Source organism: Pseudomonas frederiksbergensis, assembly GCF_003732275.1.
Classification (GTDB): Bacteria; Pseudomonadota; Gammaproteobacteria; order Pseudomonadales; family Pseudomonadaceae; genus Aquipseudomonas; species Aquipseudomonas frederiksbergensis_H.
Window position 1 is genome coordinate 1 of sequence record NZ_MOBM01000039.1, and the last position, 25,782, is coordinate 25,782.

The following is a 25,782-nucleotide window of genomic DNA, read 5'->3' on the forward strand; positions in this document are numbered from 1 at the left end:
GGTGGGTCAGTTTTACTTCGGTAGGGTGGGTCAGTTTTCAACCGGTGTTGACACGTTCTGACCAAGAGGCTGCTGTCAGCGCAATGCTAAGTCATGACACCGGTATCCTCTGCGCACCGACTGCTTTCGGTAAAACAGTGAGTGCTGCTGCGTTGATTGCCGCACGTGGCATTAACACGTTGGTGCTTGTGCATCGGACGGAACTGTTAAGGCAGTGGCAAGAGCGCTTGCAGGTGTTCTTGGGAGTCGGGAATGGTGTCGTTGGAACTCTTGGAGGCGGAAAAGCGAAGCTTACCGGCATCATCGACATTGCCGTAATGCAGTCGTTATCGCGAAAAGGCGAGATCAGCGATCAGGTAAAAAACTACGGCCAGATCATCGTTGATGAGTGTCATCACCTATCAGCAGTGTCATTCGAGGCACTACTGAGGAGCGCGACCGCGCGGTACGTGCTGGGACTCACGGCAACCCCAGTGCGCCGAGATGGGCAGCAGCCTATTATTTTCATGCAGTGCGGACCGATCCGACATTCTGCTGCTCGGCCAGCGAATGCGCCTCATGACCTATCTGTCGTGCCTCGATTGCTGTCCAAACCAATAGTGGTCCCCGACGGCTTTGGGATTCAGGACGTTTTTCGGCATCTAGCCGACGACTCTGAGCGGACAGCCAAAATCGTCTCGGAGATTGAGCTGGCGTACAGCGAGGGTAGAAAAATTCTAGTGCTAACGGAGCGGACGGAACATGTGGATGCCCTTGAATTAGAATTGAAGCAGCGTGTGCATAACCTTTTCACGCTTCATGGGCGAGTGCCTAAGAAACAGCGCCTTTCCCGTATGCATGAGCTTGAGTCCCTTCCCCCTGATGCTCCACGGGTGCTGTTGGCAACAGGAAAACTAGTAGGTGAAGGCTTCGATCACCCGCCGTTGGACACGCTGGTGCTGGCAATGCCCATCTCATGGAAGGGAATCCTTCAGCAATATGCGGGGCGGTTGCATCGATCGCATGCCGATAAGGCCGACGTGCGAGTGATCGACTTCGTTGACGAGGGTAATGTCGCGCTGCTGAGGATGTGGGATAAGCGCCAGGCGGGTTACAAAGCGATGGGCTACCGTATGGCTGATTCCATGGCCACCATGGACCTACTCTAACTCTAACGTGGTTGACAGTTGATCATCCTATTAAGTGAGACGTGGTTCGTAGGCCTGTTCCCGCCGTGCCGCTCGAAGAATTGCTAACTTGGAGGTAGCTATGTCCTCAATTGAGTTTTATGTGCCTGGTGATTATGACAGCCCTTTAACAGCCAGCGGTCGAGGTCGCACTATCGCAGCGTTTCATCTTGCGCAGGGTGACGTTGAGTTTTTGACCAAAGTTACTGAAATGCGTCGCGATGTACTTAATCGTCTCATGAGCCCTTCTGCCGTGAGCTATTGGATCGCTCAGAAATGGCTGGAGAAAGCCCGTGATGTCGGGAGGATTCAGCTTCTTCGACTCACCGCTAAGGGTTTGGTCACATGTAAAAACAGTGTCAATGGCGGAGGAAATGTACCTACAACCGCAGCGCTGGTAGCTCGGTGGAGGGCCAATATGAAACGAGGCGGCGTATCCTCGTTCACGCTAGTTTCGTTTGATCCGATCTCTGACTGAGTAGCCGCTGAGCTTTGGCCAGGTGGCTTTGTTTGTCGAGGCACATACACGCATTCAGACCAGACTGACGACACAGCGTACTTATACAGAAGTCACATCGACCGGTTGAATCCACAGCCAAAGCAGTCACTCGGATGTGTTTTCCTCATCCATCACAGTATGGCCTGCGTACGCCACCTTCAGAAGCTTGCTGCCGCCGTGCTCATGGGGTATCGAAAGAACTCCAATAAAAATACGGGCTTGATTAGGATAATCGTAGGGATATGAATACTAAAAATCAGCATAATTTCATTGTAAAACAAATACTTATTTTTTTATTCGAGTCCAGGTCGTGGAGCCAGACAGCAAAATCGAAAAGCCCCTGAATCGAAAGATTCAGGGGCTTTTTTGTGGCTGACGGAAAGACGCGAGCCTAGGTATTCCCTCCTCCGACAGAGTAGGAAACTTCCTGATTTTCTGTAGCCATATTTTAGGCTATCCCCTCAGCCCCCGAAAACCCTGTACTAGAGCATCAGTAGCTACTTTCATGATGGCCAGATGAGGTCTGTGAGGCAGCGAACTTGTGCGTTATGAATAGCGACTTTCACCTGCCGATATCCCTGGATCGTTCAAGTGTCAGAGTTACTCAAACTCAAGGAGAACGTCCTTGTCCCTCACCCTTGCGGCTCATTGAGCTTTGGCACCCTTCCCGACATGCCCCGGTTCAATTTACGGGGAGGTGAAATATTCCTGCGAGTCGGGATACACAAAGGAATCAATAAAGGATTCGGAGTTCGACATGTCTGGGAAGCCCAGAAGACCGACCTGGCGAAATATGGGTGCCACACCATTGATGATGTAGCGATACACATCGCCAAAATGGTCGTACCCGGCGCACCCATCTATTGTGAATTCAAGGAAATGAGAGGTGATCATAGAGTTGCCGTACTTAAAAACCCTACCGGCTCACTCATTTTGGAGCCTCGAAACGAGCGTCGCGGCTTCGGATATTACGTCGTAACCTGGTATCCCAAGAGACGCGCAGTAGGCACCCTTGTCGGCACAATAGCCAAACCGGGTTCCAGGCAATAAAAAAGGCGTCCCGAAGGACGCCTTTTGAATACATCGAGGAGTAGTCGCAGCGATTCTTTAGCTCCTGGTCACGAATGACCTTGGGTTCAGAATCCGACCGGCATGCCAGTCGTCACTACTTCAGAGGGAGCCAGCTTCTCTGCTGCCAACAAGATGGGGGGCCAATGCTGGAGGCCAAGCCCAAGGATGCGCAATTGCAGACCTCGAATTCAATTCTCAAGCATGAGTGGAGCGAGTGTCAACCTGACTGACAGTTGAATCGGTCGACCCACACTTGATCACTGTCAGACATGCTCACTGCTTTTCGCATGCGCCGCCCGCGGCTCTGCATGCCCATGCTCTGCCTCCACCACCGGAATCTCATTCCCGTCGCAGTCACGCAGCTTACCTTCGCTGAAATAATCCCCTTCCCGCAACGCTGCCAGGTCCTGATAACGCAACACGCGCTCAGCACCAGCCGCAAACACCGATTGTTGATCCGAGTTGCCGGCAGTGAGGTGGTTGAAGGTCAGGTTCAGCACGATGGCCATAATCGCCGAGGAGCTGATGCCCGAGTGGAAGATCGTCGCGAACCAGCTAGGGAAGTGGTCGTAGAAGTTCGGTGCAGCGATGGGGATCATGCCAAAGCCGATCGAAGTGGCGACGATGATCAGGTTGACGTTGTTGCGGTAGTCGACCTTGGACAGCGTCCGAATACCACTGGCCGCCACGGTGCCGAACAGCACGATGCCGGCGCCGCCGAGGACGGAGGTCGGCACAGCGGCGATGACCCGCCCCATGAAGGGCAGCAATCCGAGCACCACCAGGAACACACCGCCGGTGGCCACCACGAAACGGCTCTTGATCCCGGTTACCGCCACCAGCCCGACGTTCTGGGCGAAGGCGCTCTGGGTAAAAGAGCCGAAGATCGGCGCGACCATGCTCGACAGCATGTCGGCGCGCAGGCCGTTGCCCAGGCGTTTGGAGTCGACTTTGGTGCCGATGATTTCACCGACGGCCAGAATGTCGGCCGAGGTTTCCACCAGGGTCACCATGATCACGATGCACATCGACAGGATCGCGGCGAAGTGAAACGTCGGCATGCCGAAATGAAACGGTGTCGGGAAGCCGAACATCGGGCCTTGGGTGACGGACGAGAAATCCGCCATGCCGAGGAACACGGCTATAACGGTGCCGATGACCATGGCCAACAGGATCGACAAACGAGAGATAGTCGCACTGCCGATCTTGCTCAGTAGCAGCACCAGCACCAGCGTCACCGCCGCCAGACCAATATTCGCCACACTGCCGAAATCCGGAGCGTGACTGTTGCCACCCATGGCCCAGCGCGCGGCCACCGGCATCAGCGTCAGGCCGATAGTGGTGATCACAATGCCCGTCACCAGCGGCGGAAAGAACTTGGTGATTCGCGAGAACACCGGCGTGATCAGCAAACCAATCAGCGACGCGGCAATCACCGCCCCGAGAATCGACTGAAAGCCGCCCTCCCCACCACTGCTGACAATCGCCACCATGGTCGCAACGCCGGAGAACGACACGCCCTGTACCAGCGGCAACTGACAACCGAAAAACGGTAAACCCAGGGTCTGCAGCAATGTCGCCAGGCCCCCTGCAAACAATGAAGCAGCAATCAACAAACCGATGTCCGCCGGCGAGAGTCCGGCCGCCTGGCCGATGATCAATGGCACCGCGACGATACCGCCATACATGGTCAGAACGTGTTGCAGGCCGTAAGCCATATTCGCGCCGATCCCGAGATTCTCATCCTCGGGCCGTTGTTGTGAAACATGGGGCGTTTTCATGGTTGGGGGGTTCCCTGGTTTTTGTTGTGCGCACACTGTATTCAATAGTCAGGACAAATGTCTATAGAGTTGTATACAACTAATCAGTCAGATTATGGACAGATGTTCACACTGCCCTTTAGCTATAGAGCCCCAGCCTAAAAAACTCTTGAAATACATCCTTCCTCCGCTTTCCCTCCCCACCGCTAATCTTTTGCTTTCCAAGCGACCGCCGGCACGGCCGCCTCTCGCTTATACATATGAAGTATGCATAATTAAGTCATTCGAAATTCAGTATCACAAGGCAAAGAACGCGGCCAACAAACTAAAGCATCAAGGCGTCAGTCTCGCAGAGACAGAACCTGTGTTTTATGACGAACGAGCCCTGACGCTTCAGGACAACCAACATGATGAGCAGCGATGGATCATCATCGGGCTGGATGCCAAAGGTCGCTTGCTGGTCGTTGCATACACCTACCGCGACCCGAATTTCGTGCGAATCATTTCCGCGCGCATCGCCACCAAAAACGAGCGTCGCCACTATATGGAGGCTTGACCGATGAAAGATGAATACGACTTCAGCAACGCCAAGCGTGGAGCGATTGCCTCCAGCAAAGGCAAGACCCGAATCACCATCATGCTCGATGATGTCGTCATAGAGGCCGCGCGGGCGCTGGCAGAAAGCGAGGGGTATGGCTACCAGACGGTGATCAACAATACCCTGCGCCAGGCATTGCTCAGCGATAAAGGCAAAACGGCGAAGCCCGATCAGGACACTGCTGTTGCCAATGTCGGGCATTTCAAAAAAGGCATCACCGCCTCCGAGCTGAAAAGCCTGGAGAAAAAATTGTCAGAGGCCCTCAGCGAAATCCAGCATGTGATGGAGCTTGAAGTTCGTTCCTAGACACAACACCGATCAAAAGAAAAAGGGGCGAATTGATCAAATCCGCCCCTTTGCGTGGTGCTCAACTTACCTGCTAACAGGCTCAATCAACCGCTCAAGCGCCCGCTTCAACACTTCCTGCGCCGGCACTCGAATCCCGAATTCACTTTCCAGTAACCCGATCAACTCATCCACATCCGTCACCTGCCGCCGTTCGCTCTCGTTGCCCATGCGATGAATGGCAAAACTGCTGTTATTCAATGTGCGTCGCCATCCCTCCCCCGTCCGCGCCACCATCAGTTGTTTGATGAAGGACGATTCGGGATGGGTCGAGACGTACCAGTTGCCGAGGGTGTAATCGATGTCTTCCTGACGTTGCAGGTCGAAGATGTACATCGCCCGCCATTCACCGCCGACATTGGCGCGCAGGGTGTAGCCGTCGGCGTGTGGTTCGATGCGATAGGGTTCGTGGGGGGTGAACTGTTCGGCTTCGGTATCCAGCATCAGCGGTGCGGTGGGCACCATGCCGCCGAAGCCGACGTCAGTGATATAGCGCACGCCGTCGAGGGTTACCAGGCTCAAGCGGTGTGTTCGTGCGGTCCACGCGCCTTCGGGCTGGCCCATGACCACGCGACCGGTGATTCCACGTGCGTCGAAGCCCAGTGTCTGAAGCAAGGCCAGGAACAGGTTGTTGAGCTCATAGCAGTAGCCACCACGACCGTCGTGCAGGACTTTCTGCTCTATGGACGGCAGATCGATGAGCACCGGTTCGCCCAATAACGTGGTGAGGTTTTCGAACGGGAAGGCACCGGTGTGGCGCAGTTGCAGTTGGCGCAGGGTTTCCAGGGTCGGCGCCGGGGGCGCATCGAAGCCCAGGCGTTGCAGGTACAGCGCAAGATTTGTCAGTCGTGTCTCGCTCATCGCTCAATCCTTTATGCAGAGGTCCGCGGATCGCTCCGCCGATGGGCGCCATGTATAAGGGAAAACACCGTCGGACTGACAATTGATTTAGCCAATCGCCGCACACGCCAAGGTTATCGACGCTTGCGCGAACCCAATCGAATCCATGTCGGCGCATGATCGCTGGCATGAGGTTCGTTGCGAACCCAGGCATCGACGCCCGCCTCCTGCAGGTAAGGGCTCAGTGCCGGGTTGAGCAGCAGATGATCGATGCGCAACCCCGAGTTTTTCTGCCAGTGTTGACGGAAATAATCCCAGAAGGTGTAGATCCGCTCCTCTGGATACAGATGACGCAGGGCATCGGTCCAGCCCTGATCCAGCAACCGCTGATAACACGCGCGACTCTCGGGTTGCAGCAGCGCGTCCTTGAGCCAGGAACGCGGGTTGTAGATGTCCAGATCGGTGGGCACCACGTTATAGTCGCCGGCCAGCACCACCGGATGGTCGCTGCTCTGCAGGTCCTTGGCGTGCGAGATCAGCCGTTCGAACCACGCCAGCTTGTAATCGAACTTCGGTCCCGGTTGGGGGTTGCCATTGGGCAGGTACAGACAACCCACTAGAACCCCGTGCACGGCAGCTTCCACGTAGCGGCTATGGGTATCGCTGTCATCACCCGGCAAACCGCGTCGGCTCTCCAATGGTTGCGCATCGCGCGCCAGAATCGCCACCCCGTTCCACGACACCTGGCCGTGCCAGACGGCGCCATACCCGGCCGCCTCCAGTTCGGCGACGGGGAATGCGCCGTCAACCGATTTGAGTTCTTGCAAACAGGCGATGTCTGGCTGCTCCCGTGCAAGCCAGGCCAGTAGATTCGGCAAGCGGGCGCGCATGCCGTTGACGTTGAAGGTGGCGATTTTCAGGTTCTTCATGATCCGACGCTCGCAACGGATTGGGCGGTATCCAGTTGTGACCGGGGTGCGTCACGGCAGTTGCCGTGGCGCACGAAACAGGCGACTAAAGGTGCGTGCCCTGCGGCGGAAAATCATCCCTTGATGCCTTGAGCAACGGCAGCAGAGCATACTTGTCCACCGGCCGACTGAGGTAGAAACCCTGCACTTCATGGCACTGGTCCGAGATCAGGAAGTCCAGTTGCTCCAGCGTCTCGACGCCCTCTGCGGTCACGGTCAGCCCCATGGCCTTGCCCAGATTGATAATCGCCTGCACCACGGCGCGGTCATTGCTGCCGCTGCTCATGGACGCAATGAAGCGCTTGTCGATCTTGATCCCGTCGAAGGGATACGTGCGCAGGTAACCCAGCGAAGAATAACCGGTGCCGAAGTCGTCCATGTTCAGTCGTACGCCCAACTCCTTGAGCGCGTTCATGGTCGCCAAGGCGCCATCGACGTCGATGAGCATCACGTTTTCAGTGATCTCCAGTTCCAGTCGACTGGCCGGCAATCGGCTCTGGATTAACGCCTCCCGGACATCCTCGATCACATCGCTACGGGCAAATTGCACCGGCGACAAGTTGACCGACACCATCATCGCACCGGGCCAGGTCAAGGCCGTCTCGCACGCCTCGCGCAACACCCAGCGCCCTAATGGCACGATCAGATCGGTCTGCTCGGCCAGTGGAATAAACGCGTCGGGGTTTAACAAGCCTTGCACCGGATGCTGCCAGCGCAGCAGTGCTTCGACCGAGACGATCTGCTTGCCATCGACGTGATAACGCGGCTGGTAATGCATCACGAATTCGTTGTTCTTGATCGCCTGACGCAGGTCGCTTTCCAGTTGTCGGCGGTGCTGGATCTGATCGTTCATGTGCGCCGCAAAGTAGCACCAGGTCTTCTTGCCATTGGACTTGGCCTGATACAACGCAATATCGGCACAGCGAATCAGCTCCTCCGGAAGATGCCCTTGGCGCCGACTCAGGGCGACGCCGATGCTCGCACCAATGTGCAGCGTGTGGTGATCGTAATGGATCGGTTGATGCAGGCTATCGAGCAAGCGTTCGCAAAACCGGTCGATTTCCGCATGGCTGTCCATACCGTGGAGCACCAGCACGAACTCGTCACCACCCAATCGGGCAACCAGATCAATATCCCGCGTGCATTCGCGCAAACGGGTAGCAACCTCCAGCAGTACCGCATCACCGGCCGGATGGCCGAGGGAATCGTTGATCGGCTTGAAGTTATCCAGGTCGATCATCAACAACGTCAGCGCCGCCGATTGCTCTTTCAGTGCCAGCGCATCTTCGAGGTAGCGCGCCAGTTTGTTGCGGTTCGGCAAGCCAGTCAGTGCGTCGTGCATCGACAGATGCTGGATCTGCGCATGGGCGGCGACCTCATCGGTAATGTCGCTGGCCGTCCCGCGAAAACCGAGTACCGCGCCCTTGCGCTGGATCGGTCGCGCCGACACCCGGCACACCCGTTGTTGCCCCGACTGATCGCGGTAAGAGCAGCGCAAGTGGCTGACGGCTTGCTCCTCATCGAGTTTGTTCAGCCACAGCGACAAGGGCGTGGTATCGCAGTTGAGCAATTGGCCGATGTTCTGCCCCAGCCATTGCTGATCGGAGAATCCGGTGACGGTACTGAAGCGCCCCGACAGATAGGTGATGCAGTGCTGGTCGTCGATTTCCCAGATCCAGTCGGACGCGGCTTCGGCCACCGCACGAAAACGTTCTTCACTGGCCTCCAGTGCCTGATTCGACAAGTCGAGGCTGGTGTAACTGGCATCCACATGCCCGGACGTGCGCAGGACATATCGAAAGAAGTACGCCGTCAACAACGCCAGAATCAACAGCGCCCCGCCCAATGGCGGCAGCAGCGACCAGAGCAATTGGTGACCCGGTCGCTCAAGCCGGGAGACCAGGCTGTAACCGGTGCCGGTCAGGGCAACGGCTGGCTGACCGGGAACAATGGCGTCGTCGGCCGTCAGGCTCAAATCATTCAACCCGTAATCGGCCCCCAAGGTTTTGAGCTTTTCAGGGCTCAACTGGTCGACATATATCAACACCGAGGTGCTCTTGGGATCGACAGCCGGGCGTTCGTCATTGGGTACGATCGCGGCCGCCGTCAACAGCGCCGGTTTGCCTTCGAACAAGGTGTATCGGCTGACGGGCTCGATGAGGCTTTCCTGACTTTGAACCTCGTCTATAAGTGTCGCCATCGAGGTCGACAGATAGGTTGTCACCTGATCCTGAACCAGCAGCCCGCGCACCGTGGCGTATTTGGTTCGCTGACCATCGATCACGAAAACCCCGTCGTAGTGATCGATGGTAAACAGGGTTTTACCCACGTTCTGATCGACGTAGGCCCACTGCACATCAACCTTGTCGTTCAGGTGGTCGTAGGCGGTCGTCCAGTTGGCGTAGCTGGCGATGTAGTTTTTCGAGGCAGTGATGCGGTTCTCAAGTGCGCGCTGCGTGTAGAACGTGGTTTTACTCAGGTCTTCGGCATCGAGCCGTGCGGCAATGCTGAACAAAGCCATCAGCGCGATCAGCACCCCAACCATAAATAGCAGGCCGATGACGAACATCAGGTTGCGGGTAATCGGTGTATGACGCGCTGGTGCAGCGGTGGTAACGGCAGTCAAATCCATGCACTTGATCCTGTCAATCGATCGCCTTATCGGGTGAAACCGGCGGGGTCTAGTCTGTCGTCATGACAGCCAGACTCTCCACTGACCATAGCAGCCATGCTCGGTCACCGCCCTTGAATAATGCAAGTCATTGTCGCACTTGAAGAACCGAACATATCGCTATTGCCAATCGATAGACGCTGGCCTGTAATAGCACGCCTCATCCGCGCCTCTTTTCATGCAGAGAATGCCTGTCATGGACACACTGGAAGGTCAAAGAATCAGCCTGCGCCCCTTGCAATTCAGCGATGCCGCCACGCTGGTCAATGCCGCGCGGGATGGCGAGTTATGGAACCTGACGGTCACCGTAGTGCCCTCCTCGACCACCATCGACAGCTACCTAAAAAAAGCCCTCGACGGCCGCGATGCCGGTACCGTCCTGCCCTTTGTCATCGTGCTCAAGGACACCGGCGAAGTCATCGGCTCGACACGTTTCTGGAAAGTCGACCGACTCAACCGCAAGCTCGAAATCGGCAGCACCTGGATCTCGGCCAGTTGGCAGAAAACCTTCGTCAACACGGAAACCAAATACCTGATGCTGCGCTACGCCTTCGACGTGCTGGACTGCGTGCGAGTGCAATTCACCACCGACGAAAACAACCAGAAGTCGCGCAACGCGATTCTCAGGCTGGGTGCGCAACAGGAAGGCATCGTGCGCCACGAACGGATCATGCCAGACGGGCGCAAGCGCAACTCGGTACGGTTCAGCATTATTGATGAAGAATGGCCGAAGGTGCGGGAGAGTCTCGAACAGAAGCTGACGGGTTATGGTCTTCGATAATCACTGACGTATCGCCTGATGTCGCCTGACACACCGTTTTCGCGAGCAAGCCCGCTCCCACAGGTTTCGCACCTTAACTGACAGGCATTAGCGGTCCGAGCGCATCAGCGCCTCGACGCCGCCTTCCATCGACAACACCGCCGAACGATTTCGCCCCGAATGCTTGGCCTGGTAAAGCGCCGCGTCTGCGCGCTTGATCAACATTTCGGTGCTGTCATGCCCTGTCGGCACAAACGAGTAACAGCCAAGGCTGACCGTCACGTAGCCCGTGGGTGAACCGCTATGGATAATGTTCTTGTCCATGACGCTGCGGCGGATCTGCTCGGCGATCGTCAGCGCACCATGGATGTCGGTGTCCGGCAGCAACACTGCAAACTCTTCGCCACCGTAGCGCACCGCCAGATCGGCATTGCGGTGACAGCAACTCTTCAGTGCCCGCGCCACTTCGGCCAGGCAATGGTCCCCCGCCACATGACCGTAGGCGTCGTTATAGCGCTTGAAATAATCGATATCGAGCATGATCAGGCTCAGCGGACTCGAACGCCGGGCACCACGTCCGAACTCGATCTCCAGCGCCCGCTCGAACAATCGACGGTTGGCCAACCCGGTCAGGCTGTCGTGGGTGGCGATCAATTCCAGGGTTTTCTGCGCCTCGCGCAAATCCGCCTCGATGCGCTCACCCGCGCGCACCTGATGAATGAACACCCAACCGAACAACCCCACGCCGAGGACGACCAGAGCGACGATCACACTAGATCGAATCGCCGTGTCGTACCAGTCCTTGAATATCGCGTCTTCGGAAGATGCCGCCGCGACCACCACTGGATAGGCATCGAGCTGACGATAGCCATACAACCGGACGATGCCATCCACCACCGAGCCGATCATGGCGTTGCCCGATGTCGCGTTGGGCAAGAGCGTTTGAAAGATCTGCCCCTGAGCCAATGACGTACCGATCTGCGATTCCACAAACGGCCGTCGCGCCAGCAGTGTTCCATCGGTCAACGCCAAAAACATCGCGCCCTTGTTATCGAGGCTGAAGCTTTTGAAGAACTGATCGAAATACGACATCTTGATCCCGGCCAGCAATACGCCCTGGAAATTGCCGTTCTGGTCGTTGACTCGCCTGGAAACCGGAATGATCCATTCGCCATTCTCCCGACTGCGAATCGCCGGGCTGATGTGCGCCAGGGACGACGCGTTTTGCTGGTGAAACCTGAAATATTCGCGGTCCGCCACACCTGGGCCACGGGGCAGATTTTCGAACGACGTCACGACCCATTGCCCCTGCTTGTCGAACAGAAATATCCCGTGCAATTGATGCAACGTCTGCACCCGCCGCGCGAAGGTTTTCTGAAGGCGTGGTGTCTGGACAGCGTCGAAACCCTCAGCCTGAATCCAGTCCACCAGACTGGTCAGCACCAGATCGGCCTTCATGAACGTATCTTCGGCCTGCTGCGCCATGGCCCGGGTCAGGTTTGACGAAGACACCTGCGCCAACGCCAGATCGTGACGGCGCGACTGCTCCAGTTGCAGGTAAAGCAGCCCGCAGAGGCAGAGGCACACCGCCGCAATAAACAGCACCGCGGCTTTGAGCAGGGGCAGCCGCTTCAAGGCACCATCGGGCGCGTGGTGCGGATCGGGAATGGGGATAGGCAAAAGCGAGTCCTGAAAGGGTAAGTCATGGGCAGAGGCCCAAAACCCTTATTCTTTGTGAGCTTACTCTACAGGGTTGTGCGGGGCAATTGCGCCAGTTTTACAGAGGCCGATTTGCCCGCGCGAGCGAAATACGAAAACCCTCTCTGCTAGGATGAAAAACCTCAGGAGCCTATCGAACGCTTCGATATCGGCTGCCGCGCCTGCCCCGAACCGTTTACCCAAGGAGGAAAAACATGAGCGTTGCGCACCACCCTGCCCCCATTGACACCGTTGTCTTCGATCTCGGCAATGTCCTTATCCGCTGGAACCCCAGAAACCTTTACCGAAAGTTGTTCGGTGAAGATTTGGAGGCCATGGAAACATTCCTGTCAGAGGTCTGCCATACCGCCTGGAACGAACAACAGGACCAAGGCAGAACCTGGCAGGAGGCGATTGAGGAAGCCATCGCCCGACATCCGTCCCAGGAGGCGTTGATTCGCGCCTACCGCGAGCGCTGGGAAGAAATGCTCGATGGCGCCATAGAAGAGACGGTGAATATCCTCGATGAACTGCACGCCAAAGGCATGCGACTGTTGGCTCTGACCAACTGGTCCGCCGAAACCTTTCCGATTGCCCTTGAGCGCTTTGAGTTCTTGCAGCGATTCGAAGGCATTCTGGTGTCGGGTGCAGAGGGGATAATCAAGCCTTCGCCGGAGATTTTTCAGTTGCTGCTATCGCGGTTTGACGTTGATAGCCGCCGCGCGGTGTTCATCGATGATCATGCGCCGAATATTGCAGGAGCACGCCGGGAGGGATTTCATGCGGTTCAGTTCTTCAGCCCGGAACAATTGCGCGAGGAACTGGTGGCGCTTGGGTTGCCCGTACAAGGCCAATCAGCGAGGTAAACCGCTTTTCGCAGGAGCCAGCGGTGCGGCAAGCCTGGCTCCTGCTGGCCCGCCCATTTCTTCAAGACCGCGGGTGTTTCAATCACATGACGCAAGGCAAAACCGCATGACCTTGAAGGAGCTACGATTAACTGACATCACGACAGGAAATCGAAATGAATAAAGCAGACGAGCTCGCCGAGAAGCTGAAACAAATCCGGCAAACCAGTGCCGACGCGACCATCGCCGATCAGGCCATCGACAGCTGGCCCGCCCAGGTCTATGAGCTCTACCACCAGATCGAAGCCTGGCTGCAGCCACTGATCGAAGTGGGCCTGAAGCTGCGACGCAATTCCACTCACGTGTTCGAGAGGGCTCCGGACGGGGCGAGTTACGATTACGCCATCGGCCAACTGCTGATCGAAGGCAACCACCACAGCATCACCTTCGACCCTGTCGCTCGCTTCACCGCCGACGGTGCCGGGCGGATCGAGATCCACTCGACAGGCAAGGAACTCGCCCTGTTGCGAACCGTGAATGAACACGGCGAGACGCAGTGGTGGCTTCAGGCGATCGAGCAAGCCGGACAACAACCGGATGCGATCGCGCTGACGGAGCACAATCTGCTGCTGGCGGTGCAAGAGGGGCTGGAGCTTTAAGACCTAAAGCTTGCTCTGCCCCACCGCCATCGAGGGAGGCGTCGCTCGCCTCCCGTCCAGGGTTGGCCACTCCGAAGGCAGATTCAGCGCCCGCAACACCGGGTTATCGTACCCATACACATCAGGCTTGAACGTCACCCGCCCATCAAGGCTCAGGTCCACCGTCCAATAGGCCAACAGCACCGGCACTTTCACGGGGAGCCTGATGTTCTCTGTCTTGCCATTGGCTAGCTGTTTTTGAATCCCTTCGCTGCCCCAGCGAACCGGGTCGTTGAACAACAGCTCCACCAGTTGCAGCGGGTTTTCTACCCGAATACAACCGGAGCTGGTCGCGCGATTGGATTGCGCGAACAACTCGCGATGGGGGGTGTCGTGCAGATAAATCGAATAGTCATTGGGAAAGCGAATGACCACCTGTCCCAACGAGTTATCCGCCCCTGCATCTTGACGTAGCGTAAGACCGCGCGGGTTGTCCCAATCGACGGTCAACGGGTCGAGCACGTTGCCTTCTCGATCGATCACGCGAATCCGGCTTGCATCAAGGTAACCGGGATTGTTGCGAATTTTCGGCAGCATGTCCTTGACCAGAATGGTCGGCGGTACGGTCCAGGTCGGGTTGAACGTGACGTAGGTGATCTCCGATTGAAAAATCGGCGTGCTGCGATACGGTTTACCCACCTGCACCCGGGAGCGCCATATCAGCTTGCCATCGCGATAGAACGAAACCTTGTACCCCGCGATGTCAACGATGACAAAGGTGCCCTGAAGTTTGTACAGCAGCCACCGCGCCCGCTCCATGTTCACGCGGACCTGGTCGATTCGCGCCTCGACCGGCACGTTCAACGCCGCGAGCGTCGCCGGCCCCGCCACACCATCCGCCCCGAGGTATTGCTCGGCCTGATACTTCTTCACCGCCGCCATGACAGTGTCGTCGTAGTCGGAGCGTGCGTTCATTTTCGCGGTCAGATAACCACCCGCCACCAAACGGGCTCGCAATTGCGCAACCGAGGCGTCGTCCATACCCGGCCTGAGGGTCTGCCCTGCTGGAATCTTTGGCCAGCCGCCACTGTCGCGAACCCTGCGCAGTTGCGCCAAACCCTGTCGCAACGTGCCATAAATCGCTTCTTGTGGCGGCGCCTGGGCGAAGGCGCGCGCGACGTCATGGCTGTCGAGGGCGGCGAAGAAAAGGTCGACATCCTCCCGAGGATCGATGCCCACCGGGTCGAAATTCCAATGGATGTCCAGTCGTGAAGGGTCGACCTTGCCGCGCCGCAACTGCAGCAGCGCCGTGATAAACGTCTGGGTCGCCGAGATATCAAAAGCTGCCCGTTGCCCGGGGGTTGGCTCAGTTGTCTGCATCGAGTTTCTGGCCGTGACCAGTTCGGCAATTCGAAAGTCCTCGGGGTCCAGGCCATCAGCCCCAGTGTCGCTCAGGCTTTTCAATAACTGGACGACATCGCCATCGTCCGTCCAGGCGGCGCGATAGCCACGATGGCTATAAAAATCCAGCACCGCTCGGTTAACGTCGACCCGTTGATGACGTGGCGAGGTGAGCAATGGGGGAAATGCCGAACTCAATGGCGCCAGCGCCGCCTGAATCGCCTGACCAACGTAATCGCCAGGCGCTGCCTCCGCGACCACGCTAACGGGAGATGGCGGCTCAATCGGCGAAGTTTCCGCAATTGCCATGCCGCTTATCAGAAAGCCCATAAAAAATATGCGGCTTATGACGAATAACCTTGTTAACTGCCCCATGGATAATCCTTAATCTCCCGTTTTCAACCGGCTAGCGTCGTGCGCGCTGCTAGACTCGAAACAATCAGATGAGACTTGCATATGGCCCTAGACCGCTTCGGCTTTTTAATGACGGCCCTGTTGCTGACCGCGTGTACATTACCGGCAGCCTACGCCGATTCGCTTGAAGCCGCGCTGATCAAAGCGGCCCCCAATGCCAACGCCAAGGTGATTGCCTTGGCCGTACGCGCTTCCCAATGCAGTCGGGTTCAAAGCGCAGCCCCGGTTCAAAGACTAGCAGTCATCGATTATTCCCTGCCCTCGACTGCGCAGCGTCTTTGGGTGTTCGACCTTAAACAACGCAAATTGTTGTTCCATGAACTGGTCGCCCACGGTCGCAACAGCGGCGAAAACATGGCCCGCCAATTCTCCAATCAGAATGCCAGCTACGCCACCAGCCTCGGCTTGTATCGCACCCAATCCAGCTATGTCGGGCACAACGGTTATTCGTTGCGCATGGAAGGTCTGGAGCCGGGTTTCAACGACAACGCTCTCGATCGGGCGATCGTCATTCATGGCGCACCGTATGTCAGTCCTGATCTGGCGCGAGCGAATGGCCGGATCGGCAGAAGTCTCGGCTGCCCTGCTGTAAGGCCTGCGATTGCGCATCAGCTGATCGACTCGATGAAGGATGGGCAGTTGTTGTTTTCTTACTATCCGGATCAGCGCTGGTTGAAGTCTTCTTCGTATATCAATTGCGGTAATGCCACCGTGGCGGACTCGTCCAGGCCGACCGGAAGTCATTGAACACAGAGTGAAACTGTCAGAACTGTAATCTTCGCCTCAGCCTGCTGAAAGGCGCCGCCCGTTAGCCTCCACCTCATTAAGTTCTCTTCCCTCCGCTCAGGATGGACTTGAGGGCTTCATCAGGCTGACGGACGGGAACCAAACGGCATGCATTCCAACACCTCAAGACGCACCTTCGTGAAGGGCCTGGCCGCTGGCGGGGTTCTTGCTGGCCTCGGGCTGTGGCGCACGCCGGTCTGGGCGGTCACCAGCCCCGGCGAACCAAACGTGCTGGCCGGTACCGACTTCGACCTGTTCATCGGCGAAACCCCGGTCAACATCACCGGCAACCCTCGCACCGCGATGACCATCAACGGCGGCATTCCCGGCCCCTTACTGCGCTGGCGTGAAGGCGACACCGTCACACTGCGGGTGAAGAACAAACTCAAGGACAGCACCTCGATTCACTGGCACGGCATCTTGCTGCCCGCCAATATGGACGGGGTGCCAGGCCTGAGCTTTCACGGCATAGAACCGGATGGCATGTACGTTTACCAGTTCAAGGTCCGCCAGAACGGCACTTACTGGTATCACAGCCATTCCGGCTTTCAGGAACAGTCCGGGGTTTATGGGCCATTGGTGATCGACGCCAAGGAACCGGAGCCGTTCCAGTACGACCGCGATTACGTGGTGATGCTCACCGACTGGACCGACGAAGACGCCGTCGGCCTGATGAGCAAACTCAAGAAACAATCGGATTATTACAACTACCACAAGCGCACCGTGGGCGATTTCATCCACGACGTCAGCGAGAAAGGCTGGGGCTCGACGGTTGCCGATCGCAAGATGTGGGCCGAGATGAAGATGAACCCGACCGATCTGGCTGACGTCAGCGGCGTCACTTACACCTACTTGATGAACGGCCAGGCGCCGAACATGAACTGGACGGGTGTATTCCGCCCCGGCGAAAAGCTGCGCCTGCGTTTCATCAACGGCTCGTCCATGACTTACTTCGACGTTCGCATCCCCGGCCTGAAAATGACCGTGGTCGCGGCGGATGGCCAACACGTCAAACCGGTGAGCGTCGACGAATTCCGCATCGCGGTGGCGGAGACGTTCGATGTCATCGTCGAGCCGACCCAGGACGCCTACACCCTCTTCGCCCAGTCGATGGATCGAACGGGTTATGCCCGCGGCACCCTGGCGGTGAAGGCCGGGTTGTCGGCGCCGGTGCCACCGCTGGATCCGCGGCCGCTGGTGACCATGGATGACATGGGCATGGGCGGGATGGATCACGGCAGCATGGGCGGTGACATGGCGGGTATGGATCACAGTGCCACGCAAGGCATGACGGGCATGGACGGCGGTGACCTGCAGGGCATGGACAACATGACCGGGATGGATCACAGCAGCATGGCCATGGGTGGCATGGCCGGTATGCAATCCCATCCAGACACGGAAAAAGACAATCCGCTGGTGGACATGCAAGCCATGAGCCCCTCGCCGAAACTCGACGACCCGGGCCTTGGCTTGCGCGACAACGGTCGCCGGGTGCTGACCTATTCAGACCTGCGCAGCACCTTCGAAGACCCGGACGGCCGCGAGCCCGGCCGCACCCTCGAGCTGCACCTCACCGGCCACATGGAGAAATTCGCCTGGTCGTTCAACGGCGTGAAATTCTCCGATGCCGAACCGCTGCGACTCAAGTACGGCGAGCGAATCCGGGTGGTGCTGGTCAACGACACGATGATGACTCACCCCATTCATTTGCACGGCATGTGGAGCGATCTCGAAGACGAGAACGGCCAGTTCATGGTGCGCAAACACACCATCGACATGCCGCCGGGATCAAAGCGCAGCTATCGGGTCACCGCCGACGCGCTCGGCCGCTGGGCCTATCACTGCCATCTTCTGTATCACATGGAAATGGGCATGTTCCGTGAAGTTCGCGTGGAAGAATGAGGCGCTACCCATGACCAGACTGATTCGCTCTACCCGCCTCGCTTTGGCACTCGCTGGCTTCACGGCTTCTTCGGCCATGGCCGCCACCGGTGACATGCAGGGCATGGACCATAGCCAGATGTCGGGCATGGATCACAGCCAAATGCAGAGCATGGACGACGGCCAGATGCAGCCCGCCGCGCCAACCCAAAGCCGCACGCCGATCCCGGCATTGACCGACGCCGACCGCGCCGCCGTGTACGTCAGCCCCGCCGGCCACGCCGTGCATGACACCGCGCTCAACTATTACTTCCTCGCCGACAAACTCGAATGGCAGGACGCCGACGACGGCAGCGCGTTGGCCTGGGATCTGTCCGGGTGGATCGGCGGCGACATCGATCGCCTGTGGCTGCGCTCCGAAGGCGAACGCGTCAATGGCAAAACCGAAGACGCCGAAGTCCAGGCCCTCTGGGGCCACGCGATCAGCCCATGGTGGGACGTGGTGACCGGCGTGCGCCAGGATTTCAAACCCGGCGATCCGCAAACCTGGGCCGCGTTCGGCGTGCAAGGCATGGCGTTGTACAACTTCGAAACCGAGGCCACCGCCTTCATCGGCGAAGGTGGCCAGACCGCCGCACGGCTGGAAGGTGACTACGACATTCTGCTCACCAACCGGCTGATTTTGCAGCCGACCGCCGAGCTCAACGTCTACGGCAAAAACGACCCGCAGCGGGGCATCGGCTCCGGGCTGTCCAACACCGAAGCCGGCCTGCGATTGCGCTATGAAATTCGCCGGGAATTCGCGCCCTACATCGGCGTGACCTGGAACCGCACCTACGGCAAAACCGCCGACTACGCCAGGGACGAAGGCGAGGACCGCAGCGAAGCCCGCCTCGTGGTCGGCGTTCGGTTGTGGTTCTAAACGCTTCAATTCAAAAACCTAAAAACCAACCGCTTAAAGCGGTAAGAGGCCTTGCATGCGCACACTCAAAACCACCGCTGTTGCCATCGCACTTTCCACCGGGCTGCTCATGAGCGCACTGGCTCAAGCCCACCCGAAACTGCTCTCCTCCACCCCGGCCGAAGGCGCGGACGGCGCAGCACCCAGCAACATCGAACTGCGCTTCTCCGAAAACCTTATGACCCAATTCTCCGGCGCCAAACTGGTCATGACCGAAATGCCCGGCATGGCCCACTCGCCCATGCCGATGAAGGCTAAAGTATCCGGCGGCAGCGACCCGAAAACCATGCTCATCACCCCGCTCTCACCACTGCCCACAGGCAGCTACAAAGTCGAATGGCGCGCCGTGTCTTCGGACACTCACCCGATCACCGGCAACGTTACGTTCAAAGTGAAGTGATGGATGAGCGACTCAATCAGCATTGCCCTGCGCTTTGCGTTGTATGTGGATTTGATGCTGTTGTTTGGGCTGGCGCTTTTTGGGCTGTACAGCCTTAAAGGGCGGGAGCGGATGTCGGGAACGGTGTTGCCGTTCCGGTCGATGTTTGCGGGGACGGCAGTGCTGGGTGCGCTGCTGTCCGTTGCCAGCATGCTGATGATGGTGAGCGCCATGAGCGGGGAATCGGACTTCGCCGAACTGCGTCCGCACATCGAAATGATGGTGCTGGAAACGGACGTAGGGTTGGCGTGTGTGGTTCGCATCGTTGCGCTGGTGATTGCCGGTTTGGCGGTGATGCTCCGTGCGCCAGGCCTCAGCTTGTTGGTCGCAGCTTTTGCCGGCGCTATCGCCCTCTCCAGCTTGGCCTGGAACGGACATGGGGCGATGGATGAAGGCAGTCGTCGTGATTGGCATTTCGCGGTGGATATTCTGCACTTGCTGGCGGCTGGAGCCTGGCTTGGGGCGTTGCTGGCGTTTGCGTTGATGGCGAAAATCAATGCCCTGCAAACCGAAGCGCGCATCCGGTTGTTGGTCCGCGCGGTTAATCGATTTGAGGTGATTGGCGCGGTCATCGTGGTGCTCATCACGGTGACGGGGGTTGTGAATTATCTGTTCATCGTCGGGCCAAAACTGGATGAAGTTTTTCTCAGTACTTATGGGGTTTTGCTGTTCATCAAAGTGATGCTGTTTGCCGGGATGCTCGTGCTCGCCGCGCTGAACCGGTTTCACCTTGGGCCGTTTTTGGAGCGGTCGTTGCGGGACGGGCAATACACGGTCGCCGCCAATGCGTTGCGGCGTAGCGTGGTGGTGGAATGGGTGGCGGCGGTGTTGATTGTGGGGTTGGTGGCTTGGTTGGGGACGTTGAGCCCGGAGATGGACGTTCTGTAGAGAATGTAATCAGGGAAACACGCTCTACAGCATCCGATGACCGGCCATAGCAGTCAGTGGACAGGATGAGGGGCCTTTACTAGCGTCTAACCACACTAGATTTCAAGCCAGAGGGTTCAACACCCAAGCGCCAAGGTGAAAAAGAGGCGCAATTATCGAAAGGAGATCGAAAATGGCTGAAGTAATGAAAGTAGTGGATGTCGAGTTAAAATTACTTAAATCAAACCCACCGCAGCTACACATATCGGCAATTGGCCTCGTGAGTTCTGCTGGATGGACAAACCCGAGACTGGAGCCACGGGTTTATATTCAGTTCCCGCCTGACGGCATTCAAGACTTCGATTTTGTCGCTGATCCGCCCCAAGGAGCTGCTATACAGGTCATCCTTCCCATCGACGCATCAAAACTTTGGAAAGAGCCGCCACTCGATAAACTCAAGGGAGTAAGAGTCCACTCTGCCAGCAACTCGATTGAAGCTCATCTTAAGAGTTCGAAGTCCGTGGCTTGTGGATAAACAACTAATGTGAAGGGATACGTGTCGGGCCTTGCCTGGCACGTATCACGCATTGGAACGAATGGGTATTGGGACACTGGAGGACAGTCGAGAAGCGCTTTCACTACACTGACTCCCGCTTGAACCCCACTCCGTCACAAAAGCCCGATAACAATGAAAACCATAAAAAGCACAATGATGCTCTATGGCCCGCTGGCTCTATCCTGCGCAGCACAATAAGCCTCTGTAGGCGTTGTTTGATATGGATCAACAACGCCCTCCGGTCGTAGCGTAAGTTCGGGATTATTCCCTTCTATCGGGAACACGACATGCTCTGATCCGCAGCTGCTTAGCGCTGCCGATCCCCCTAATATTGTGGAGATTGTCATGCACACCTACGTCAAATCGCTCATAGCCGCACTGCTCATCAGCAGCCCATTGCCAGTGCTGGCCACCGACGAACATCACCCCGAAACAGCGCCTGCCGCCCCCACAACCGACTCAACCCAAACCACGCCCATACAAGACAAGGCCATGAGCGAACAGATGCAGAAAATGCAGGCGGCCCACGACAAAATGATCGCCGCCAAAACCCCGGCCGAACGTCAGGCGGCGATGCAGGAAGCCATGACCACGATGAAGAACGGCATGGGCATGATGCACGACAATTGCAAAGGCATGGGGATGGGCATGTCCGGCGGCAAGGATGGCCAGGGCACGGCGATGATGGACATGATGATGAAAATGATGGATCAGCAATCCAGCATGATGAAGACGCCGATGGGCCAATAAATCTCACTCGTCGCTGAGGTTCGCACTGGCCGGTTTGGCAGGACGAAACCCTTATGACATTCTCGTCAGAATGGAGCTCGCCACATGAACCACTCACCACCCTCGACGCCTCCAGCCTCCTCCTTCTGGCGCAGTAAACCCGGCATCGCGCTGGGCATGCTGCTGGTGATCGGTCTGTTTTACCTGGCCCGCGAGCATTACGGCCATATCTCCCCGATTCTGCCCTACCTGATTCTATTGCTGTGCCCGCTGATGCACCTGTTTGGCCATCACCACGGCGGCAGGCACTGACCCATGCATCGCCATAACGGACATCTGGATGACTTCAAGTCACCTGCTCAGACGCAGCAGGCACCGGAGTCGGCGGCAACCGAAAAAGAGTACACCTGCCCCATGCACCCGGAAATCCGCAAGCGCGGCCCGGGTACATGCCCCAAGTGCGGCATGACCCTGGAACCGGTTTTGCCCGAACTGGAGGAAGCAGGCAATCCTGAGCTCGAGGACTTTTCCCGGCGCTTCTGGTGGACCCTGCCGCTGACTCTGGCCGTCACCGCGCTGGCCATGGGTGGTCATGCCTTGAATCTGTTTCACGGTGCCACACAGAACGGGGTCGAATTGGTGCTCGCCGCGCCTGTCGTGCTGTGGGCCGGCTGGCCGTTCTATGTGCGCGGCGTGCGTTCCGTCATCCAGCGCAGCCCCAATATGTGGACGCTGATCGGCCTCGGTACCGCCGCAGCCTTCCTCTACAGCCTTGCCGCCACGCTGGCACCCGGCCTGTTTCCAGCCACCTTCATGATGGACGGCCGGGTGGGCGTGTACTACGAAGCGGCGGCGGTAATCATCTCCTTGACACTGCTCGGACAAATACTCGAACTCAAGGCGCGCTCGCAAACCTCGGCTGCGATCAAATCCCTGCTCGGCCTGGCGCCCAAGACCGCGCGCCGGATCAACGTCGATGGCAGCGAAGCGGACATTGCCCTGAGCCATGTGCACAGCGGCGATACCTTGCGCGTGCGCCCCGGTGAGAAAGTCCCGGTCGACGGTGTGGTGCTGCAGGGTGAAAGTGCGGTGGACGAATCCATGCTCACAGGCGAGCCGGTCCCCGTGATGAAACGCCCTGGCGACGAGCTGATCGGTGCGACTCTCAATACCCACGGAAGCCTGGTGATGCAGGCGCAGAAAGTCGGCTCTTCCACCGTGCTCGCGCAAATTGTGCAAATGGTGGTCCAGGCACAACGCTCCAAGGCCCCCATGCAACGCCTGGCAGACGTGATTGCCGGCTACTTCGTCATGGTAGTGATCGCCATCGCCGCCCTGACCTTTGTCGGCTGGGGGCTGTGGGGGCCGCAACCGAGCTGGGTGTTCGGCCTCATCAATGCGGTGGCCGTGCTGATCATCGCCTGCCCGTGCGCCCTCGGCCTGGCCACACCGATGTCGGTGATGGTCGCCACCGGTAAGGCTGCCAGCAGCGGCGTGCTCTTCCGGGATGCGGCGGCGATCGAGAACTTGCGCAAGATCGACATCCTGATCGTGGACAAAACCGGCACCCTCACTGAAGGTCGCCCGGCCTTCCACAGCGTCGAACCTGCGCCTGGCTACAGTGCTGACGAAGTGCTGCGTCTGGCCGCCAGCCTCGACCAGGGCAGCGAGCACCCGTTGGCCCACGCCATCGTCGAGCGCGCTCGCGCCAACGGCCTGGTATTGAGCACAGCGCAGACGTTCGAATCGGCGTCAGGGATCGGCGTGCGCGGACAAGTCGACGGGCACCGCGTTCAACTGGGCAACACCGCCCTGATGGCTGAAGCCGGCGTCGCCATCGAAGCCCTGCAGCCCAACGCCGAGCAACTGCGCAGCGACGGAACCAGCATCATGTACCTGGCCGTGGATGGCGTGCTCGCAGGGCTACTCGCCGTCGCCGACCCAATCAAACCCACCACCCGGCTCGCCGTCGAACGCCTCCAGGCCGATGGCGTGCGAGTGATTATGGCGACCGGAGACGGCCTCACCACCGCCCGCGCCGTCGCCCGCCAACTGGGCATCGAAGAAGTCCACGGCGAGGTCAAACCACAGGACAAGGAACGCTTGGCCGCCGGATTGCAGGAACGCGGGCACCGTGTGGCAATGGCCGGCGATGGCATCAACGACGCCCCGGCCCTGGCCCGTGCCGACGTCGGTATCGCCATGGGCACCGGCACCGATGTCGCCATGAACAGCGCTCAGGTGACCTTGGTCAAGGGCGACCTGCTCGGCATCCTGCATGCCCGCAGCCTGTCGGTGGCAACCGTACGCAACATGCACCAGAACCTGGCCTTTGCCCTGGCCTACAACGCCATGGGCATCCCCCTCGCCGCCGGGTTGTTCTACCCGCTGACCGGGCATCTGTTGTCCCCGTTGGTGGCTGCACTGGCCATGAGCGTCAGCTCTGCCTCAGTGGTATTCAACGCCTTGCGCCTGCGCCAGGCCTCGATTGACTGAGCACGAAACAAGCGCTTGACCTTGCCATCGTGACAAGGTCAACGATGACTTCAAGCGCTGATGGGCGCCGCCACCAAAGAGGTTTTATCCATGAACAGTATTGAACTGCACGTCGAAGGCATGAGCTGCAGCAGCTGCGTCAAACACGTCAACGCGGCACTGCAACCGCTGGCGGGGGTTGGCGAAGTGACGGTCGATCTGGCCCATGGCCGGGTCAAGGTGACGGGCGATGTACAAAGCAACACCCTGATTTCTGCGCTGACGGAGGCTGGTTATCCGGCAAGCCTGTTGGCCGCAGACATTGATGAGCGTGTCAGGAAAACGTCCGGGTGTGGGGGCTCCAGTTGCTGCTGTCATTGAGCCGGGCCATCGGTGGATGTCGTGGCATCGTCATCCAGCGTGCTGGCCGCTGCGGCGTGATGGATGACAGTCAAGAAGCGGTTTCACTACACTGATCCCGCCTTGCCCCTACTCCATCACAAAAGCCCGATAACAATGAAAACCATAAAAAGCACAATGATGCTCTGTGGCCTGCTCGCGTTAGCCAGCGGCGTTCAGGCAGAGCAAGGCCCTTCCCATCTGGACACCGTCCTGCAACAGGGCCAACTGCGAGTTTGCACGACCGGCGACTACAAACCCTATACCTTCAAAGGTGAAGACGGCGAATACTCGGGGATCGACATCGCCATGGCCCACTCACTGGCCGACAGCTTGGGCGTCAAAGTTGAGTGGGTCCAGACCACCTGGAAAACCCTGATGCCCGACATGCTCGCGGGCAAATGCGACATCGGCGTCGGCGGCATCTCCGTCACGCTGGAACGCCAGAAAAAAGCTTTCTTCAGCACCACGCTGGATGTCGACGGCAAAATCCCTCTGGTGCGTTGCGAAAATCAGGCTCAGTACCAGACCATCGAACAAATCAACCAACCTTCGGTTCGCCTGGTCGAACCGGCCGGCGGCACCAACGAAGCCTTCGTCCACGCCTTCCTGCCCAAGGCGCAATTGCAGCTTCACGACAACGTGACCATCTTCCAGGAACTGCTGGATAAGAAGGCTGACGTGATGATTACCGATGCGTCGGAGGCGCTGTACCAGCAGAAACTCAAACCGGGCCTGTGCGCGGTTAACCCGACGCAATTTATGCAGTATGGGGAGAAGGCTTATCTGTTGCCGCGTGATGATATTAGCTGGAAGTTGTATGTCGATCAGTGGCTGCATCTGGCCAAGGTGACGGGGAATTACCAGAAAATTCTGGGTCAGTGGATCGCGGTGCCAGAGGCGAAATAGCTCGCTAAATACACCATGGAGCAGCTGCGTTCGATTGCGCAGCAGTCGCAATATCAGAATGCGCGATTCGTCAGGTAGGTCACGCAACGGCGGAAGCATTTCAGCC

Annotated in this window: 24 protein-coding genes; 18 read left to right on the top strand and 6 right to left on the bottom strand. The window is 58.1% G+C overall.

Translation table 11 applies throughout. The features are described 5' to 3' along the window. A partial coding sequence (locus BK662_RS25940; protein ID WP_148057945.1) for a DEAD/DEAH box helicase occupies positions 1–1,148 on the top strand: 1,148 nt, incomplete at its 5' end. Between the two features lie 100 nt (positions 1,149–1,248). After that, positions 1,249–1,644 (top strand): hypothetical protein, encoded by a 396-nt coding sequence (locus BK662_RS25945; protein WP_123359945.1) that lies wholly within the window; start codon positions 1,249–1,251, stop codon positions 1,642–1,644. A 1,355-nt stretch (positions 1,645–2,999) separates the two neighbouring features. Here the strand turns inward: BK662_RS25945 and BK662_RS25955 are convergent. Further along, positions 3,000–4,517, bottom strand: a complete 1,518-nt coding sequence (locus BK662_RS25955; protein ID WP_123359947.1) for a nucleobase:cation symporter-2 family protein — start codon at positions 4,515–4,517, stop codon at positions 3,000–3,002. 253 nt (positions 4,518–4,770) lie between these two features. Between BK662_RS25955 and BK662_RS25960 the strand changes: the two genes are divergently transcribed. Both BK662_RS25960 and BK662_RS25965 read left to right on the top strand, forming a co-directional pair. Further along, positions 4,771–5,052, top strand: coding sequence for a BrnT family toxin (locus BK662_RS25960; RefSeq protein WP_123360715.1), 282 nt, complete (start codon positions 4,771–4,773; stop codon positions 5,050–5,052). Positions 5,053–5,055: 3 nt separating this feature from the next. After that, entirely contained in the window at positions 5,056–5,400 is a 345-nt protein-coding gene (locus tag BK662_RS25965; protein WP_123359948.1) for a BrnA antitoxin family protein, read from the top strand. Between the two features lie 66 nt (positions 5,401–5,466). On the opposite strand, the gene BK662_RS25970 is transcribed toward BK662_RS25965, so the two are convergent. The 3 genes from BK662_RS25970 to BK662_RS25980 all read right to left on the bottom strand — a co-directional run bounded on the left by BK662_RS25970 (position 5,467) and on the right by BK662_RS25980 (position 9,879). Further along, entirely contained in the window at positions 5,467–6,300 is an 834-nt protein-coding gene (locus BK662_RS25970) for an arylamine N-acetyltransferase family protein (protein WP_123359949.1), read from the bottom strand. Between the two features lie 113 nt (positions 6,301–6,413). After that, a complete protein-coding gene (gene xth / locus BK662_RS25975; protein WP_123359950.1) occupies positions 6,414–7,208 on the bottom strand; it encodes an exodeoxyribonuclease III in 795 nt (264 codons plus the stop codon). An 85-nt stretch (positions 7,209–7,293) separates the two neighbouring features. Continuing rightward, positions 7,294–9,879, bottom strand: coding sequence for a bifunctional diguanylate cyclase/phosphodiesterase (locus BK662_RS25980; RefSeq protein WP_123359951.1), 2,586 nt, complete (start codon positions 9,877–9,879; stop codon positions 7,294–7,296). 235 nt (positions 9,880–10,114) lie between these two features. On the opposite strand from BK662_RS25980, the gene BK662_RS25985 reads away from it, so the two are divergent. Beyond that, positions 10,115–10,699: a GNAT family N-acetyltransferase gene (locus BK662_RS25985; RefSeq protein ID WP_123359952.1), complete on the top strand. Its 585-nt coding sequence runs from the start codon at positions 10,115–10,117 to the stop codon at positions 10,697–10,699. Between the two features lie 87 nt (positions 10,700–10,786). Here BK662_RS25985 and BK662_RS25990 read toward each other — a convergent pair whose 3' ends face one another. Continuing rightward, positions 10,787–12,358: a sensor domain-containing diguanylate cyclase gene (locus tag BK662_RS25990; RefSeq protein ID WP_123359953.1), complete on the bottom strand. Its 1,572-nt coding sequence runs from the start codon at positions 12,356–12,358 to the stop codon at positions 10,787–10,789. 233 nt (positions 12,359–12,591) lie between these two features. On the opposite strand from BK662_RS25990, the gene BK662_RS25995 reads away from it, so the two are divergent. Next, a complete protein-coding gene (locus tag BK662_RS25995) occupies positions 12,592–13,242 on the top strand; it encodes an HAD family hydrolase (RefSeq protein ID WP_123359954.1) in 651 nt (216 codons plus the stop codon). 155 nt (positions 13,243–13,397) lie between these two features. Further along, on the top strand, positions 13,398–13,880 hold the full coding sequence (locus BK662_RS26000) for a hypothetical protein (RefSeq protein WP_123359955.1): 483 nt from the start codon (positions 13,398–13,400) through the stop codon (positions 13,878–13,880). Positions 13,881–13,883: 3 nt separating this feature from the next. On the opposite strand, the gene BK662_RS26005 is transcribed toward BK662_RS26000, so the two are convergent. Further along, positions 13,884–15,635 (bottom strand): L,D-transpeptidase family protein, encoded by a 1,752-nt coding sequence (locus tag BK662_RS26005; protein WP_123359956.1) that lies wholly within the window; start codon positions 15,633–15,635, stop codon positions 13,884–13,886. An 81-nt stretch (positions 15,636–15,716) separates the two neighbouring features. Here BK662_RS26005 and BK662_RS26010 point away from each other — a divergent pair, with 81 nt between their 5' ends. The 11 genes from BK662_RS26010 to BK662_RS26060 all read left to right on the top strand — a co-directional run bounded on the left by BK662_RS26010 (position 15,717) and on the right by BK662_RS26060 (position 25,676). After that, the gene (locus BK662_RS26010) at positions 15,717–16,421 is read left to right on the top strand and encodes a murein L,D-transpeptidase catalytic domain family protein (protein WP_123359957.1); all 705 of its coding nucleotides are present in this window, start codon (positions 15,717–15,719) and stop codon (positions 16,419–16,421) included. A 147-nt stretch (positions 16,422–16,568) separates the two neighbouring features. Next, entirely contained in the window at positions 16,569–18,362 is a 1,794-nt protein-coding gene (locus BK662_RS26015; RefSeq protein WP_123359958.1) for a copper resistance system multicopper oxidase, read from the top strand. 10 nt (positions 18,363–18,372) lie between these two features. Next, positions 18,373–19,263: a copper resistance protein B gene (locus tag BK662_RS26020; protein ID WP_123359959.1), complete on the top strand. Its 891-nt coding sequence runs from the start codon at positions 18,373–18,375 to the stop codon at positions 19,261–19,263. A 55-nt stretch (positions 19,264–19,318) separates the two neighbouring features. Continuing rightward, complete coding sequence (gene copC, locus BK662_RS26025; RefSeq protein ID WP_123359960.1) at positions 19,319–19,702, top strand: copper homeostasis periplasmic binding protein CopC; 384 nt, start codon at positions 19,319–19,321, stop codon at positions 19,700–19,702. A 3-nt stretch (positions 19,703–19,705) separates the two neighbouring features. Beyond that, positions 19,706–20,629 (top strand): copper homeostasis membrane protein CopD, encoded by a 924-nt coding sequence (gene copD, locus BK662_RS26030; RefSeq protein ID WP_123359961.1) that lies wholly within the window; start codon positions 19,706–19,708, stop codon positions 20,627–20,629. 172 nt (positions 20,630–20,801) lie between these two features. Beyond that, on the top strand, positions 20,802–21,143 hold the full coding sequence (locus BK662_RS26035; RefSeq protein WP_123359962.1) for a hypothetical protein: 342 nt from the start codon (positions 20,802–20,804) through the stop codon (positions 21,141–21,143). Positions 21,144–21,509: 366 nt separating this feature from the next. Continuing rightward, positions 21,510–21,914 carry a hypothetical protein gene (locus BK662_RS26040; RefSeq protein WP_123359963.1) on the top strand — a complete coding sequence of 135 codons (405 nt, stop codon included), beginning with the start codon at positions 21,510–21,512 and terminating at the stop codon, positions 21,912–21,914. Positions 21,915–21,998: 84 nt separating this feature from the next. Continuing rightward, a complete protein-coding gene (locus BK662_RS26045) occupies positions 21,999–22,205 on the top strand; it encodes a DUF2933 domain-containing protein (RefSeq protein WP_063340940.1) in 207 nt (68 codons plus the stop codon). 102 nt (positions 22,206–22,307) lie between these two features. Then, on the top strand, positions 22,308–24,389 hold the full coding sequence (locus tag BK662_RS26050; protein WP_221179118.1) for a copper-transporting P-type ATPase: 2,082 nt from the start codon (positions 22,308–22,310) through the stop codon (positions 24,387–24,389). Positions 24,390–24,479: 90 nt separating this feature from the next. Further along, the gene (locus tag BK662_RS26055) at positions 24,480–24,749 is read left to right on the top strand and encodes a heavy-metal-associated domain-containing protein (protein ID WP_123359964.1); all 270 of its coding nucleotides are present in this window, start codon (positions 24,480–24,482) and stop codon (positions 24,747–24,749) included. Positions 24,750–24,884: 135 nt separating this feature from the next. After that, the gene (locus tag BK662_RS26060) at positions 24,885–25,676 is read left to right on the top strand and encodes a transporter substrate-binding domain-containing protein (RefSeq protein ID WP_123359965.1); all 792 of its coding nucleotides are present in this window, start codon (positions 24,885–24,887) and stop codon (positions 25,674–25,676) included. Positions 25,677–25,782 lie beyond the last annotated feature (106 nt).